This is a genomic window from Lysinibacillus sp. EB271-A1-10B, assembly GCF_058791335.1.
In genome coordinates this window covers 475,951-491,242 of sequence record NZ_JBYTDL010000001.1, presented here as the reverse complement: position 1 = coordinate 491,242, position 15,292 = coordinate 475,951, and the positions used below count along the sequence as shown (strand labels likewise).

The 15,292-nt window shown below is 37.8% G+C and carries 12 protein-coding genes and 1 pseudogene; 11 read left to right on the top strand and 2 right to left on the bottom strand.

Annotated features, from left to right (window positions below; all coding sequences use genetic code 11):
• Positions 1–202 precede the first annotated feature (202 nt).
• From AC3WSK_RS02295 to AC3WSK_RS02280, 4 genes are all read left to right on the top strand, one after another.
• Positions 203–1,105 (top strand): chemotaxis protein, encoded by a 903-nt coding sequence (locus AC3WSK_RS02295; RefSeq protein WP_079559646.1) that lies wholly within the window; start codon positions 203–205, stop codon positions 1,103–1,105.
• Between the two features lie 262 nt (positions 1,106–1,367).
• Positions 1,368–2,921, top strand: a complete 1,554-nt coding sequence (locus tag AC3WSK_RS02290; RefSeq protein ID WP_079559647.1) for a Ppx/GppA phosphatase family protein — start codon at positions 1,368–1,370, stop codon at positions 2,919–2,921.
• A complete protein-coding gene (locus tag AC3WSK_RS02285; protein WP_492411658.1) occupies positions 2,911–5,067 on the top strand; it encodes an RNA degradosome polyphosphate kinase in 2,157 nt (718 codons plus the stop codon). The genes AC3WSK_RS02290 and AC3WSK_RS02285 overlap by 11 nt, the downstream gene beginning before the upstream one ends.
• Before the next feature lie 28 nt (positions 5,068–5,095).
• Entirely contained in the window at positions 5,096–7,099 is a 2,004-nt protein-coding gene (locus tag AC3WSK_RS02280) for an EAL domain-containing protein (protein WP_492411656.1), read from the top strand.
• Between the two features lie 144 nt (positions 7,100–7,243).
• Here AC3WSK_RS02280 and AC3WSK_RS02275 read toward each other — a convergent pair whose 3' ends face one another.
• On the bottom strand, positions 7,244–7,858 hold the full coding sequence (locus tag AC3WSK_RS02275; RefSeq protein WP_492411654.1) for a TetR/AcrR family transcriptional regulator: 615 nt from the start codon (positions 7,856–7,858) through the stop codon (positions 7,244–7,246).
• A 253-nt stretch (positions 7,859–8,111) separates the two neighbouring features.
• Here AC3WSK_RS02275 and AC3WSK_RS02270 point away from each other — a divergent pair, with 253 nt between their 5' ends.
• The 3 genes and pseudogenes from AC3WSK_RS02270 (at position 8,112) to AC3WSK_RS02260 (ending at position 11,680) form a co-directional block, all read left to right on the top strand.
• Complete coding sequence (locus AC3WSK_RS02270; RefSeq protein WP_427481958.1) at positions 8,112–9,632, top strand: CoA-acylating methylmalonate-semialdehyde dehydrogenase; 1,521 nt, start codon at positions 8,112–8,114, stop codon at positions 9,630–9,632.
• Between the two features lie 85 nt (positions 9,633–9,717).
• Positions 9,718–10,479: a 3-hydroxybutyrate dehydrogenase gene (locus tag AC3WSK_RS02265; protein ID WP_079559652.1), complete on the top strand. Its 762-nt coding sequence runs from the start codon at positions 9,718–9,720 to the stop codon at positions 10,477–10,479.
• A gap of 16 nt (positions 10,480–10,495) precedes the next feature.
• A pseudogene (locus tag AC3WSK_RS02260) lies at positions 10,496–11,680 on the top strand (iron-containing alcohol dehydrogenase).
• Positions 11,681–11,885: 205 nt separating this feature from the next.
• On the opposite strand, the gene AC3WSK_RS02255 reads toward AC3WSK_RS02260, so the two are convergent.
• The gene (locus AC3WSK_RS02255; protein WP_492411651.1) at positions 11,886–12,353 is read right to left on the bottom strand and encodes a hypothetical protein; all 468 of its coding nucleotides are present in this window, start codon (positions 12,351–12,353) and stop codon (positions 11,886–11,888) included.
• A gap of 132 nt (positions 12,354–12,485) precedes the next feature.
• Here AC3WSK_RS02255 and fadH point away from each other — a divergent pair, with 132 nt between their 5' ends.
• The 4 genes from fadH (at position 12,486) to ccpC (ending at position 15,207) form a co-directional block, all read left to right on the top strand.
• Complete coding sequence (fadH, locus tag AC3WSK_RS02250) at positions 12,486–13,253, top strand: 2,4-dienoyl-CoA reductase (protein ID WP_492411649.1); 768 nt, start codon at positions 12,486–12,488, stop codon at positions 13,251–13,253.
• Between the two features lie 68 nt (positions 13,254–13,321).
• A complete protein-coding gene (locus tag AC3WSK_RS02245; protein ID WP_079559655.1) occupies positions 13,322–13,561 on the top strand; it encodes a short-chain dehydrogenase in 240 nt (79 codons plus the stop codon).
• A 249-nt stretch (positions 13,562–13,810) separates the two neighbouring features.
• On the top strand, positions 13,811–14,251 hold the full coding sequence (gene cbpB, locus AC3WSK_RS02240) for a cyclic-di-AMP-binding protein CbpB (RefSeq protein ID WP_079559656.1): 441 nt from the start codon (positions 13,811–13,813) through the stop codon (positions 14,249–14,251).
• Positions 14,252–14,319: 68 nt separating this feature from the next.
• A complete protein-coding gene (gene ccpC, locus AC3WSK_RS02235) occupies positions 14,320–15,207 on the top strand; it encodes a transcriptional regulator CcpC (RefSeq protein WP_079559657.1) in 888 nt (295 codons plus the stop codon).
• The last annotated feature ends 85 nt before the right edge of the window (positions 15,208–15,292 follow it).

Genomic DNA, 15,292 nt, shown 5'->3' with positions numbered 1-15,292 from the left:
TTTCATGTATATTCGGCTGAACGCTTTCCTGAGGGCGTTTGATGAGCCAATTGGCTTTTTGTTTTCTGTATGGTAGTTCACCCGTGTTATGGATGTCGAGCCATGTTAGTGATAAAAATGGAAAAAGCAAGTAGGAGAAATGTATCGCCTATGATACAATTGAATTATAAATAGAAGTTGGATAGAAAGGAGCGGGGTTGCTTTGGAACATAAAGGTATATTATTAGAAAGTGGCACAAATGAGCTAGAAATTGTTGAATTTGAAGTAGCTAATAATAAATTTGGTATTAACGTTATTAAAGTAAAGGAAATTATTCAACCGATTCCAGTAACATTTATTCCACACGCGCACCCGCATGTAGAGGGGATTATTCAATTACGAGGTGAGGTATTACCAGTAGTTGATATGCTCCGAGTATTAGGTATTCAAAGTCAAGAGCGTAGTTCTCAGCAAAAATATATTGTAGCTGAGTTTAATAAACAGCGTGTAGTATTTCATGTAGATAATGTAACACAGATTCACCGAATCTCATGGAATCAAATCGAGAAGCCATCTGATATGTATCAGGGAGGAACATCACAAGTTATCGGTGTTATTAAGCAAAACGAGCAAATGATTTTATTGCTTGATTTCGAGAGAATTATGGTAGACATAAATCCAGACTCTGGTATTAGTGTAGATGCCGTTAAAAAGCTTGGTAAACGTGAGCGTTCTGAAAAACGAATTTTAATTGCAGAAGATTCACCATTACTACGTAAGCTTTTATTCGATACTATGAATGAAGCAGGTTATGAGAATGTTGAATTCTTTGAAAACGGCCATGATGCTTATGAATACCTCCAAGCTATCGTTAAAAGTGGTAGTGATGTAGCCGAGCATATTCAATTAGTTGTGACGGACATTGAAATGCCACAAATGGATGGGCATCATTTAACGCGTAAAATAAAGGAGCATCCAGATCTCCAAAAGCTTCCTGTCATTATTTTCTCAAGCTTAATTACGGATGATCTTCGTCATAAAGGTGACCAAGTTGGTGCAGAGGATCAAATTAGTAAGCCAGAAATTACGGAGCTTATTTTACGAATCGACCAACTTATCATATAAAATAAAATTTTATTATGTTTTTTAAAAGTTGGAAAAGGTACTTCACAATATTAATAATGGGTATCCTGAAAGAATATTAATAATGCAAGAAAGTCGGATGCCTCTTATAGGCTCCGGCTTTTTTTTGTATAGATACATGAGGCTAGGAACAAAATAATAAAGTTCTATTTGTTGAGGTGTCTATACAATGTTCATAGATATGTTCACCTCAATATTTAATGTAGATCCATTAATACTATGCATGCGCTAAGGAAGTGATTATTTGAATGAATTAAAAACCGCTATTATCGATATTGGCTCAAACACCGTTCGCTTAGTGTTGTATCGATATGATAAAGATGAGGGACTTCGTGAGATTGGAAATATTAAAACGGTTGCACGTCTACGTACATATTTACAGCCCTCTGGTGAAATGTCTGAAGAAGGTATACAAGTATTAACAGAAACATTATTGACTTATAAAGCAATACTTGATGATTATGAAGTGACTGATGTTAAAGCTGCTGCAACAGCTGCAATCCGTCAGGCAACCAATAGAGAAGAAATACTGACCTTAATGAAAAAACAGACAGGCATTCAAATAGAGCTTTTAACTGAAGAAGAAGAGGCATATTATGGCTTTGTTGCAGTGGCGCATTCTATAGGCACAAAGTCTGCTGTAACGATTGATATTGGTGGCGGTAGTACAGAAATAACGCTATTTGAAAATAAAGAACTACAGAAATCTCATAGTTTTGCGTTTGGTACAGTTTCTTTAAAGCAACGTTTCGTAAAGGGCGAGATTATGAATGGTAGTGAAAAAAAGGAACTTATTGCATTTGTGAAGGAACAGTTCAAATCACTTTCATGGATTCAGAATATCGGTTTACCGATTATTGCTATTGGCGGTAGTGCTCGAAATATTGCCCAAATTCATCAACAAAAACATGCATATCCAATCGCAAGTGTACATGGCTACGAAATGACGCAGGGCAATTTAGATGAGCTTAGTGTATTTTTAAATAATTTAAGCTTTCATGATTTAAAACAGTTAGATGGGCTTTCGACAGATCGTGCGGATATTATCGTTCCTGCATTAGAGGTTTTCAATGTATTAATGGAAGTTGTCGGCAGTAAATTGTTCAAGATAACAAAAAAAGGTTTGCGAGAAGGGCTCATTATACAGCGTATTTTACAAACGGATAAAAGTGCATTTGATAAGTACAATGTGTTTGAGGGAAACGCTAAAAGATTTGCTCGTCGGTATGGTCGTTCCGAAGGAGAAGCGGACTATTTGATGCATTTAACAGATCAATTGTACCGTGAATGTTGCCACTTTGGTTATTTACAACATCATCCTAAAGATTTGCACTTATTGTCGAAAGCGGCGAGGGTGTTTAATATTGGGGAGTATATTGAGTTAAGTTCGGCTAGTCAGCATACTTTTTATTTAATTGCCAACCAATCTATCGAGGGGTTAAGTCATAAGGAACGTGTAAAATTAGCACTTTTAGCTTCGTATAAAAATAAAGATTATTATCAGCGATTCGCTGCTCCGTTTACAGAATGGATGAGTCGTGAGGAGTATCGTAAAATACGAGACTTTGGTGCTTTTTTGAAATTTATCTATGCGTTAAATGTGTCTAAACGAACAATAGTTAAAACTATAAAGATGCAAACAAAAGAGGATTATGTACAGCTTAGCATTTATGTGAAAAACAATGCGGCCGCTGAAAAATACCAAGCAAACCGACAAAAAAAACATCTAGAACGCGCACTAAAGATACCGATAAAAATAAACTTTGTGGAAGTAGGGTTGAACAATTATGACAACTGAAATTACGAATAATCAGTTAAATGAGAAGGAATCAACAGAAATACAAGGTCGATTACTAGAGGAAATCGCTAAACCGCAATACTATAATAACCGTGAATTAAGCTGGCTCGCCTTTAATGAACGAGTTTTAGAGGAAGCAGAGGATATCGATAATCCTCTGCTAGAACGATTGAAGTTTTTAGCAATTTTTAGTTCGAATTTAGATGAATTTTTCATGGTGCGTGTTGCAGGTTTACAGGATCAAGTGCGTGCAGGTTTCCATAAGCCTGAAAATAAGTCAGGCTTAACACCAAAAGAGCAATTAGCGAAAATTGCAGAACGAACGCAAGCCTTAGTGCGCCGACAAACTGAAGTTTACAGACACTTAATTTATGATTTATTACCACAACATAATGTACATATCGCAGACATGAGAGACTTAAATAGTACACAGAAAGCATTTGTCAATGAAATGTTTGCAGAAACAATCTTCCCTGTTTTAACACCCGTAGCTGTAGATGCGTACCGTCCTTTCCCAACTTTGCTTGGTAAAACATTAAATTTACTTGTTTTATTGGAGCAAGATGAAGCGGACATAGAGAATCATGAAAAGGTAGCTATTGTACAAGTCCCATCTGTTTTAGATCGATATATTAAAGTGCCATCAGCAGATGGAGAGACGGTTATTGTCTTATTAGAAGACGTGATTGTAGCGCATATAGAAAAGCTCTTTTATGGTTACAGTGTTAAATCAGCGCAGGCTTTCCGTTTAACACGTAATGCGGATTTAACGATTCATGAAGAAGGCGCAAGAGATTTACTTGTAGAAATCGAAAAAGAGCTGAAAAAACGTAAATGGGGTGTAGGTAGTCGTCTCGAAGTTCGTGAGGGCGAGATGAGTGAGGAAGTTCTAACATACTTACTAGATGAATTCGAAATTGAAGAAACGGATGTTTTCCATATAGATGGACCGCTAGATTTAACATTTATGTTCTCTTTTGTAAAAGGTATATCTGTTGGTCGAGAACATTTAGAATATGAAAGCTTTATCCCACAGCCACCATTAGATTTGCAATCGGATGAAAATATTTTTGAAAAAGCGCTGCAACAAGATATTTTCTTCCATCATCCATTTGAATCATTTGCGCCAATTGTAGATTTTATTGCAGAAGCGGCCGTTAATCCGAACGTTTTAGCGATCAAACAAACTTTATATCGTGTAAGTGGTAATTCACCCATTATACAAGCCTTAAAGCTTGCAGCAGAAAATGGTAAACAGGTAACAGTTTTAGTTGAATTAAAAGCACGTTTTGATGAAGAAAATAATGTGCTTTGGGCAAAGCAACTTGAGCAAGCTGGCTGCCTTGTTATTTACGGCATGAATAACTTAAAGACACATTCGAAAATAACGCTTGTTGTAAGTCGTCGGAATGGGAAAATTGAGCGTTTTGTTCATCTTGGTACAGGAAATTATAATGATGCAACTGCAAAAATTTACACAGATATGGGTATCATAACGACAGATAAGGAATTTGGCATTGATGCCACTAACTTCTTTAACTATCTAAGTGGTTATACAGAGAAACCAACTTTTAATCATTTAGTTGTAGCCCCGTTTGATATTCGAGATGAATTTATCCGCTTAATGGATGAGGAAATTGCCTGTCATAAGAAGCATGGTAATGGTTTTATTCGAGCTAAAATGAATTCACTAACGGACAAAGACTTAATGATGAAGTTATATGAGGCATCCATTGCAGGTGTGAAAGTAGAGTTGATCATTCGTGGTATTTGTTGCATTAGACCAGGCATCCCTGGAATTAGTGAAAACATAACAGTAACGAGCATTGTAGGTCGTTTCCTTGAGCACTCGCGTATTTATTGGTTCCATCATAATGGGGAAAATAAAGTATATTTGTCTTCGGCGGATATGATGACTCGTAATATGATTAAACGTGTGGAAATTTTATTCCCAGTATATGCAAGTGAAGCCAAAGCTCGTATTATTAACATTATGAATACACAACTTGAGGATACAGCAAAAGCTCGTATTCAAGACTCCAATGGAAAGTATCATTATAAAGATTTTGATCGTGGTGAAGATCCAATTAATAGTCAGGAAATTTTCCTAAAGGATGCACTAAAACCTACGCTAGACGAAGAATAAGCAAACACGCTACTTAGTGAGGGATATAATGAAAAAATATAAAGAGAATGTAGCGCAATTTGCAGACTATCATCAAATCATACAACTTAATCCATTTGATGCGGTCGTATGTTTGAGAAAAGTGGGTACAAAAGCGTTTGAGGTCGTTAATTTTAACGATAAACTACCGTCATTTTTGAAGCTACAAGATGTGAAAGCTACCAACGCTGAACAATTTTTTACGGAGCAATGCTGGCTACAATTATCGAATATAGTACAACAACAATTGAATCTAGAGCAAAGGCTAGAAATATGTACGGAACACAAAGTAAAAACATTTGCTGTTCGTGTACAGCACTTAGAAAATTCAGTTGTAGCAGTTATTCTACGTGAGCTGCAAAATGAAGTAGAACCTTATTTGCAATTTGTGGAACAGCACGTATGTCCGGTGTTAACAACTGATTTACAAGGTCGCATTATTCATCAAAACGTTGCTGCCACTTCTCAGTTGTTAAAAGAACAACAAAGCTTGATCGGACAAAATATTTTTTCATTATTAGAGAGCAAGTATATCGACGAATTTAAATTACTATTTGCAAAAACTATTGAGGGCTCAGCATTTGGTATGCCAGAATGCTTGTTTAAACAACGACTGTTAAGTAAAGAACCATTTTATTTACGAACGCATCCAACATACTTTAATGGTGAAATTATAGGTGTACATTTATTTGTGAAAGACGCAACCTCATTTATGAATGATCATCAGGCCTTTTATTACCTAGCGTTAATGGACGAATTAACGGGTATTTGGAATCGTAAGGCTTTAAAGGAACAGTGGCTTCAACATTTAAATGATAAAAAGCAAAATAAGCAAGCAGCTGTTATTTTGATGGATATTGATCGTTTTAAAAAATTTAATGAATCCCTTGGCGAAAGTAAGGGTGATGAACTTATACGAATGTTTAGCCAAAGACTTCGTGAGCTCTGTCACTCCAAATGCTCGTTTTATCGTTATAATAGCGATGAATTTATTTTTGTTCTAAAAGATGCAACAGTCGACAAAATTGAACAGACGTCTAACGCTATTTTAGATGCATTAAAACAGCCATTCATGATTGACGGGCAGGAATATTTTATTAGCGTGTCGATTGGTATCTCCCTTAGTCCAGCGGATGGCAAAGATTTAGAAACACTTATACGTAAAGCAGATAAAGCATTATTTTCTGTAAAAGAGCATGGTCGTTCACACTACCGTTACTATCGTGAAGATACGACAACTATTTTTCCAAATGAAGCACTAATGGAGGCGCATTTACGTCGTGCTATCGAATTTAACGAACTAAGTATTCATTTACAGCCACAAATGGATTTAGCGAATAACAGTATTAATAGCTTTGAGGCATTATTACGATGGAATAACCGGAAATTTGGCTTTGTGTCTCCTGCACAGTTTATACCCATTGCAGAGGCATCAGGCTTAATCATTGAAATCGGGGATTGGATTATTGACGAGGTGTGTCGCTATCAAAAAGAGTGGCAGATGAATGGCTATCGACCAGTACGAATTGCTATCAATATTTCGCCAAAACAATTTAGAAAAGAAAACTTTGCTCGGAAAATTAAAGCGGCCTTGAAAAAATATAATGTGCCACCTGAATTATTAGAGGTGGAAATTACCGAAAGCTCCATGACGAATGTCCATGAAACATTTTCAATTTTAACCGAATTGAAGCAGCTAGGTGTTTATGTTTCCGTTGATGATTTTGGAACGGGGTATTCATCTTTAAGCTATTTAAAACGTTATCCGATAGATATTATAAAAATTGACCAATCGTTTATAGCGGATATTACTAAAGATGATAAAAATGAGGCCATTATTAAAGCCATTATTTCAATGTCCCATAATTTAGGGTTGGAGGTCGTAGCAGAAGGAATCGAGGAACTATCACAGGTCGATTTTCTAAAACGCCACCAATGCCAAAAAGGACAAGGCTATTTATATAACAAGCCATTACCAGTAGAAACCATTGTTAATAAATATTTTGTTAGCTAAAGCCAACAAACAAAGTAGCACTTCATCCAATTATTCATGATGAAGTGCTACTTTGTTGTAGAGCTTTGGGAAGTGAGTACATACCCGGTCATTTCTCCGAGCGATTCATGCTCATGCACTTTCCACCTATGCAACCTCTAATAGTTATTTATTTTCTGCTTTTAATCCTTCAAGCACAATAGCTGTAAATTGCGCCATTTCCACTGATAAATTGAAGTCTTCATTATGAATTAACCAATCATAGACATTTGCACGCATACAACGCTGAATAATAGCCTGCACTTGAGTAAGCTGCAAATCTTGACGAAATTCTCCGAGCCGAATGCCATCCTCTAAATAAGTATTAATTATTTGGAATATCTTTCTTTGTGGACTAATTAAATAATGATCTTGTTCCACTTGACTTGTCATCGCTGCAGTATAGACTGTACGCAATAAATCCTTGCCCACAACGTTCGTTAAATACTTCATTTGCTCTTGATAAAGCGTTAAAATTTTTTCACTTGCTGGTAAAGAAGAGTCGATCTTTTTTTCTACAGTGCTATAAAAACGATCTAGTTCCTTAAATTTTTCTAAAATAACATCGTATTTAGATGGAAAATAAGTGTAAAATGTTCCTTTTGATACATGGCATGCTTTCGTAATTTGTTCAATCGATACATGCTCAAATCCATGTTTATTAAATAAATCTAAAGATGTTTTAAGTAATTTTTCACGTGTTTCTAATGCCTTTTTTTGACGGCTCGTTAGTGGATTCATGTTCTCATATTCCTCCGAATCAAGATGTTTTTATAAAAATCTGAAAATATAAAAAATTTTTATTGACGATATGGAATTATTTTGATTATGATTTAATTGACTAAGGTCAATGACTACGGTCATTTGGATTTTATCGTATTAATGTTACGATAAAAGATTGGAGTTGGCTAGTGCACATTTGGTTTTTAAGGAAGAATGGGCCTGTAGCTTTTTAAGATTAAAAATTAAACAAATTTAAAGGGGGACAATAAATATGACAACAGCACATGAGGTTAAAACATTAACGCATTTCATTGGTGGAGAGCTTGTGGAAGGAAAAAGTAGTCGCTTTGGTTCTGTATACAATCCTACGACGGGTGAGGTGATTGCCAAGGTGCCACTTGCAACTGTAGAAGAAACTAGGGAGGCAATTGATAAGGCACAGGCAGCACTCCCTCAATGGAGAGATACGTCAGTAGCTAAACGTGCTGAAGTTGTATTAAAGTTCCGTAATCTTATTACTGAAAATATGGAGGAGCTTTTACAAATTATTTGTACAGAGAGCGGCAAAACAATTGAGGATGCGAAAGGTGAAATTACACGTGGTTTGGAGTCCGTTGACTTAGCTATTAGTGCACCTCATTTAATGAAGGGGGAGTATTCTGTCAATGTCGGTGGTCAGATTAATGCCTACTCTGCAAAATATCCATTAGGTGTAGTAGCGGCTATTTCGCCATTTAACTTCCCAATTATGGTGCCTTTAGCGCAAACAAGTATGGCAATTGCTGTCGGCAATGCAGTTATTTTAAAAGCTTCCGAGCGTGTTCCTATGACTGCCTTGTATGTGAGTGAGCTTTGGAAAAAAGCTGGGTTACCAGATGGTATTTGGACGGTAGTAAATGGAGATAAAGATGCAGTGAATGAGCTTTTAGAAAACCCGATTGTGCAAGCAATTTCATTTGTAGGATCGACACCAGTTGCCAAATATATTTATGAAACAGGCTCGAAATACGGTAAACGTGTTACCGCACTTGGTGGAGGGAAAAACAATATGGTTGTGATGCCTGATGCAGATCTTGACCAGGTAGCAAATGCATTTATCGGGGCAGCTTATGGAGCAGCCTCTCAGCGTTGTATGGCCATTTCTACGATTATGCCTGTTGGAAAGGATACAGCAGATCGTCTTGTTGAAATCTTAAAGGAGAAAATCGCTAATTTGAAGGTAGGTTCATATACAGATCCAGAGACAGATTTTGGGCCTGTCATTTCACAGCAATCGAAAGAAGCGATTATTGCGGCTATCGAACGAGGTGAGTCTGAAGGTGCAACAGTTATTTGTGATGGTCGCGAACTTGATATTGTCAAAGAGTCAAAAGGATTCTTTGTAGGACCAACTTTGCTAGACAACGTAAAACCAGGCATGGAAATTTATGATCAAGAAATATTTGGTCCAGCTCGAAATGTTGTACGTGTTGATTCCTTGGACGAAGCCATCCAACTTATTAATAAGCATGAACTTGGAAATGGGGTCACAATCTTTACGAATGATGGTTTAGCAGCCCGTAAATTTACAACAGAAATCGATGTTGGTATGGTGGGCGTGAATGTACCAATTCCTATTCCAGTTGGTTACCATAACTTTGCTGGATTTAAAGGTTCTCGCTTTGGAGAAGGCCATATGTTTGGTCCAGATCAAGCACGCTTCTTCACAAAAACAAAAACAATATCAGAACGTTGGATGACAGGTCAGGCATCGACAGCATCTACGTTTGCATTCCCAAGTAATAACGACTAATACAAATGAAGAGCTGTATTCGTTTACAGCTCTTTTTAAATGGCTCAAATCCTAGGTAAGATCCTTTATTCTCAGGAGGGATTGCATGAAAGGAAAAACAGTTTTTATTACTGGAGCAGCTCGTGGTATCGGGTTATCCATGGCATTAGCGTTTGCTGAGCAGGGAGCGAATGTAGTGATAACAGATATAAATGAACAGCTTTTAGCAGAGGCAATTAAGCATAATCCGCAATTAACTGCATACACATGCGATGTTACAAATGAACAGGCAATATGTGATGCGATTGACTTTACTGTTAAAAATTTTAAGACAATAGATGTTTTAATCAACAACGCAGGGTTTCAGCATGTTTCTCTTATAGAGGATTTCGCGACAGAAATCTTCGAATCCATGCAAAAAGTGATGCTTGTTGCGCCTTTTATAGCGATGAAATATGTCTTACCACATATGAAGAAAAATAAGTATGGACGCATTATTAATATGGCATCTATTAATGGCGTTATTGGGTTTGCAGGTAAAGCTGGATACAATGCCGCAAAACATGGGCTTGTCGGTTTAACGAAAGTGGCTGCACTAGAGGTTGCAACTAAGGGGATAACCGTGAATGCTATTTGTCCAGGGTATGTCGATACAGAGTTAGTGCGTAATCAGTTTACGGATTTGGCAAAGACAAGGGGAATTCAAGTAGAAGAAGTGCTTGAGCAGGTGCTATATCCACTCATCCCTCAAAAACGCTTACTAGATGTATCGGAAGTTACAGGACTTGCGCTTTACTTAGCTAGTGATATGGCAAAGGGTATAACAGGTCAAGCAATACTTTTGGATGGCGGTTATACAGCACAATAGCTTAGGAGGGATAAATATGATTCAAACAAAAACAATCTATACAGTTCATTCACCAGGAACAATCGTTTATGGACGAGATTCTTTTGAAGAAGTAGGCGTATATGCAAAAAAATTAGGGACTAAGGCTCTTATCATTAGTGATCCGATCATGGAACGCTTAGGCTTTGTTAATCAATGTAGCACATTCTTAAGAGACAATGGATTGGAAACGTTTTCTTATTTAGGCGTAACAACGGAACCAGTGGATACGTATGTAGCGGAGGGGCTTCATATTTTACAGTCTGAGGGTTGTGATCTTATTATTTCCGTCGGTGGCGGGAGCTGTATCGATACAGGGAAAGCTATCGCAGTAGTCGCAACGAATGGTGGTTATATTGGCGATTATATGAAGATGGCAAAAATTGCAGAGCAAGCACCGATTCCACATATCGCAATACCGACAACAGCGGGAACTGGCTCAGAAGCAACAGATGCAACCGTCATTACTAATACGAATAATGAAGTAAAAATGATGATTAAGCAGCCCGCATTTATGCCAAACATAGCTATTGTTGACCCGATTTTAACGGTTACATCTCCACCATCTATCACTGCGGCGACTGGTATCGATGCGTTAAGTCATGCCATTGAAAGTTATTTATCTCGTTTAGCACATCCGTACTCGAATGCCCTTGCATTATCAGCTATGGAGCTAATTGTTAATAATATTTTAAAAGTTTATGAGCAAGGTAACAATATTGATGCGCGGGAAGCGATGTCACTAGGCTCAATGCAAGCAGGTCTTTCATTCTCAAATGCTTCTGTCGCTTTAGTACATGGCATGTCTCGTCCAATAGGAGCGCTATTCCATGTACCACATTGAATTTCAAATGCCATGCTTCTCCCGGCAGTATTAGAATTTTCAAAGGATACTTGTGTCGATCGGCTAGCGGATCTCGGTAAGTTTTTCAATAAAGATAATGAACTGTTATCTCAAGAAGAGCTTGCCGATTTAGCTATTGTTTCTATAAAGGAAATGTGCAAGAAGATGGATATAGGTAATTTAAAACAATGGGGAATTGATGAAAAAGCGTTTTACGATGCTATTCCGAAAATGGCAACTGATGCAATTGCCAGCGGTAGCCCCGGAAATAACCCTAAAGTTCCAACCCAAGAAGAGTTAATGGAGCTTTATAAAATTGCTTACCATTATGAGTTTTAGGAATTCGAAATGAGACTGTCTAAAATAGAGTTACAAATTCATATGTAATTTGTAACTCTATTTTTTTATTGATTAGGAAAAATATTCCAATCCGTTAATGGATGTGTTATAAAGGAAGCTACTAGAGCGAGTAATCAAGGTTAATGGGGGGGAATACTCGCGCGGGACAGTGAGATACCCGCGGAAGAAGAGCAAATACTCGTGCTTAAAGGTGAAATACCCGCGGAAGAGAAGAGAATACCCGCGCGTAGGTGAAATACCCGCGGAAGAGAAGAAAATACCCGCGCTTAGCGGTGAAATACCCGCGGAAGGGAAGCGAATACCCGCGCTTAGCGGTGAAATACCCGCGGAAGAGGAGAGAATACCCGCGCTTAGCGGTGAAATACCCGCGGAAGAGAAGAGAATACCCGCGCGTAGGTGAAATACTTGCGGAAGAGGAGAGAATACCCGCGCTTAGCGGTGAAATACTCGCGGAAGAGAAGAGAATACCCGCGCGTAGGTGAAATACCCGCGGAAGAGGAGAGAATACCCGCGCGTAGGTGAAATACTCGCGGAAGAGGAGAGAATACCCGCGCTTAGAGGTGAAATACCCGCGCTTAGCGGTGAAATACCCGCGGAAGAAAAGCAAATACCCGCGCGCAACAATAAAATACCCGCGAATACCCTGCAACATAAGAATCCCAGCTAGAAGAACCTTTCAATCTTGCATCCTCTCCATAGGTTTGTAGAATTAATATGACATATTCAAGAAAATATAGTAATATTTAAGTGAATCATCATTCATTTTTACAAAGGGGGAAATTGTATGTTGCAGGGGAAAACAATTATTATTACTGGTGGATCTAGTGGAATGGGGCTTTATATGGCGAAGCAATTCGTTGCTGAAGGGGCAAATGTTGTCATTACAGGTCGTAATGAGGAGCGGCTAGCAGAGGCGAAAGCTTTTATTTTAGAGGCGGGAAAAACGATTGAAACATTTCAAATGGATGTTCGCGTGCCTGAGCATGCGGAGGCGATGCTAGCATTTGCTGTTGAAAAGTTTGGACAGGTTGATGGGCTTGTGAATAATGCAGCTGGTAATTTTATTGTGCGTGCAGAGGATTTATCTCCTAATGGTTGGAAGGCTGTTGTTGATATCGTTTTAAATGGGACATTCTTTTGTTCTTCTACGGTCGGTAAGTATTGGATCCAAAATAATATTAAAGGTTCTATTCTTAATATGGTTGCAACTTACGCATGGAATGCAGGTGCTGGTGTTGTTCATTCGGCAGCAGCGAAAGCAGGTGTATTGTCATTGACTCGAACGTTAGCTGTTGAATGGGGGAAACAATATGGCGTTCGAGTAAATGCAATTGCTCCAGGTCCAATTGAGCGTACAGGTGGTGCAGATAAGCTTTGGGAGTCAGAGGCTGCAGCGGCTCGTACATTGGACTCTGTTCCGTTAGGTCGTACAGGTACGCCTGAAGAAATTGCTGATTTAGCAACATTTATGATGTCTGATAAAGCAAGATATATGAATGGGGAATGTGTGACACTTGATGGTGGGCAATGGCTCAATCAGTATCCATTCTAAAATAAATATTTTTGCATAATGGAGAGCTGGATTGACGCATACTAAGGGCAAAGAAAGGAGTTTTGCCGATGGGTATGTGGTTAATACCGGCTCTTATTGCCATTACGATTATCTCTGCTATTTCGCTTGTGTCAACGCTGAAGATTGCCAAAATGACGTCTCAGCGGAAATCGGAAAATGATACGCCGATTTCAGAAACCGTTGAAGATTATTCGACGATGCTCAACCCGATTGTCTGGGTATATATCATTTTTTTACTCTTTTTAGGGATAATGATTTTTTATTATTGGAGTAAGTACGGTTATTAAAAAGATTTTTTTCTTCATTCAGCTCATATTTTTAAATATAGCTGAATGAAGATATTTCCATTTCTCTCAGGTGAAACCTTCTTTATATATGCACTTTCGATACTTAGTTTTGTTTCAAATTGCTAAAATATTCGTTGCTAATAAAAAACTCTTCTCGGCCTTGTCGTGGTCATATAAGGAAAAGTTATGATATGATAAAAGGGAAGCATCCTGTTCTGCAAAGCGGGGACAGAAAAGGAGAAGAAGTTCATGATTTCAACTAACAGCAAAGACTTATTAGCAATGCCAATTAGTGATTTTATTATTTCATCTGAAAAGGTTGCGCATGTACAAAGTGGAAATAGTGCGGAACATGCACTCCTAGTACTGACACGTACAGGGTATTCTTCGATACCTGTTTTAGATTTGAAATATCGACTTCAAGGTTTACTAAGTATGAAAATGATTACTGAATCTATTCTTGGACTAGAACATATTGAGTATGAAAAGCTACCTGATATTAAAGTGGATACGATAATGGATAAAGATATCGCTGTATTGAAATTGACGGATACTTTTCAGCGGGCTCTAGACTTAGTAATTAACCACGCCTTTTTATGTGTTGTGGACGAAGATGGAACATTTGCCGGAATTTTAACGAGACGAGTTATTCTAAAGCAATTGAAAAAATATATTTATCAAAAAGAGTAGTAGTTTAAGAGGGGACTCAGATGAAAATCATGAGGCCCTCTTTGCTTGTAACGGAGGTTTACTGATTGATGGCAACGGAGGCTGAAATTTTAAAAGTACTAGCAGAGGAACGTAATATGCGTAAAGCAGCAGAACGTTTATTTTTATCGCAACCGGCGCTTTCTCAAAGGCTTCAAACTATTGAAAAAGACTGGGGCACGCAATTATTTATTCGTTCGCAAAAAGGACTTACGGCGACACCTGCTGGAGAGCTTATTATTGCCTATGCAACAGAAATGCTCAGCAAAAAAGAAGAGATTTATGAAACAATCCAGTCATTAACGACGAAAGTAAACGGGACATTGAAAATTGCTTGTGCATCGATTGTCGGACAAAACTGGCTTCCGATAATATTAAAGGATTTTGTATCGAAATATCCTGATGCAAAAATTTCTCTTATGACCGGCTGGAGCTCTGAAATTGTAAAAGCACTTTATGAGGGTGAGGCTCATGTAGGGATTGTGCGTGGGCAGGTTGATTGGAAAGGGGAAAAGATTCATCTTTTCCGTGACACCCTTTATTTAGTCGATAAAGAGTTAAAAACGATAGAAGATGTGTTGACGACAGATCGACCTTTTATTCAATTTAAAAGTGATTCCAATTACTATCAGGAAATTCAACAATGGTGGCGTCAGCATTTCGCTTCAAATCCACGAAAACAAATTTTAGTTGATCAGATTGAAATTTGTAAGCAAATGGCATTGAATGGTATCGGTTACGCTATCTTACCTTCAATAACGTTAAATGACAATGATGGTATTAATAAAATTGCATTAACTAATAATGAAAAAGAATTTGGTATAACGCGTGATACTTGGTTAATTGGCTATGAATCTTCATTTGAGTTACGACAAGTAGAGGCGTTTGTAGAGGTAGTGCAAGACCATGCACGATGTTTGTTTGATTATACGAAATAAGAATACTATCAAGGCAGTCCCAAGTGATTATTTTCACTAGGGGCTGCTTTTTTTATTGGTATTAACGTCCATAAAAAATCCCACT

What these genes read in the sequence shown, in the direction of transcription:
- AC3WSK_RS02285 (WP_492411658.1), top strand. Translation starts at nt 2,911, where the DNA reads ATGACAACTGAAATTACGAATAATCAGTTAAATGAGAAGGAATCAACA.
- AC3WSK_RS02280 (WP_492411656.1), top strand. Translation starts at nt 5,096, where the DNA reads ATGAAAAAATATAAAGAGAATGTAGCGCAATTTGCAGACTATCATCAA.
- AC3WSK_RS02275 (WP_492411654.1), bottom strand. Translation starts at nt 7,858, where the DNA reads ATGAATCCACTAACGAGCCGTCAAAAAAAGGCATTAGAAACACGTGAA.
- AC3WSK_RS02270 (WP_427481958.1), top strand. Translation starts at nt 8,112, where the DNA reads ATGACAACAGCACATGAGGTTAAAACATTAACGCATTTCATTGGTGGA.
- AC3WSK_RS02265 (WP_079559652.1), top strand. Translation starts at nt 9,718, where the DNA reads ATGAAAGGAAAAACAGTTTTTATTACTGGAGCAGCTCGTGGTATCGGG.
- AC3WSK_RS02255 (WP_492411651.1), bottom strand. Translation starts at nt 12,353, where the DNA reads ATGTTGCAGGGTATTCGCGGGTATTTTATTGTTGCGCGCGGGTATTTG.
- fadH (WP_492411649.1), top strand. Translation starts at nt 12,486, where the DNA reads ATGTTGCAGGGGAAAACAATTATTATTACTGGTGGATCTAGTGGAATG.
- AC3WSK_RS02245 (WP_079559655.1), top strand. Translation starts at nt 13,322, where the DNA reads ATGGGTATGTGGTTAATACCGGCTCTTATTGCCATTACGATTATCTCT.
- cbpB (WP_079559656.1), top strand. Translation starts at nt 13,811, where the DNA reads ATGATTTCAACTAACAGCAAAGACTTATTAGCAATGCCAATTAGTGAT.
- ccpC (WP_079559657.1), top strand. Translation starts at nt 14,320, where the DNA reads ATGGCAACGGAGGCTGAAATTTTAAAAGTACTAGCAGAGGAACGTAAT.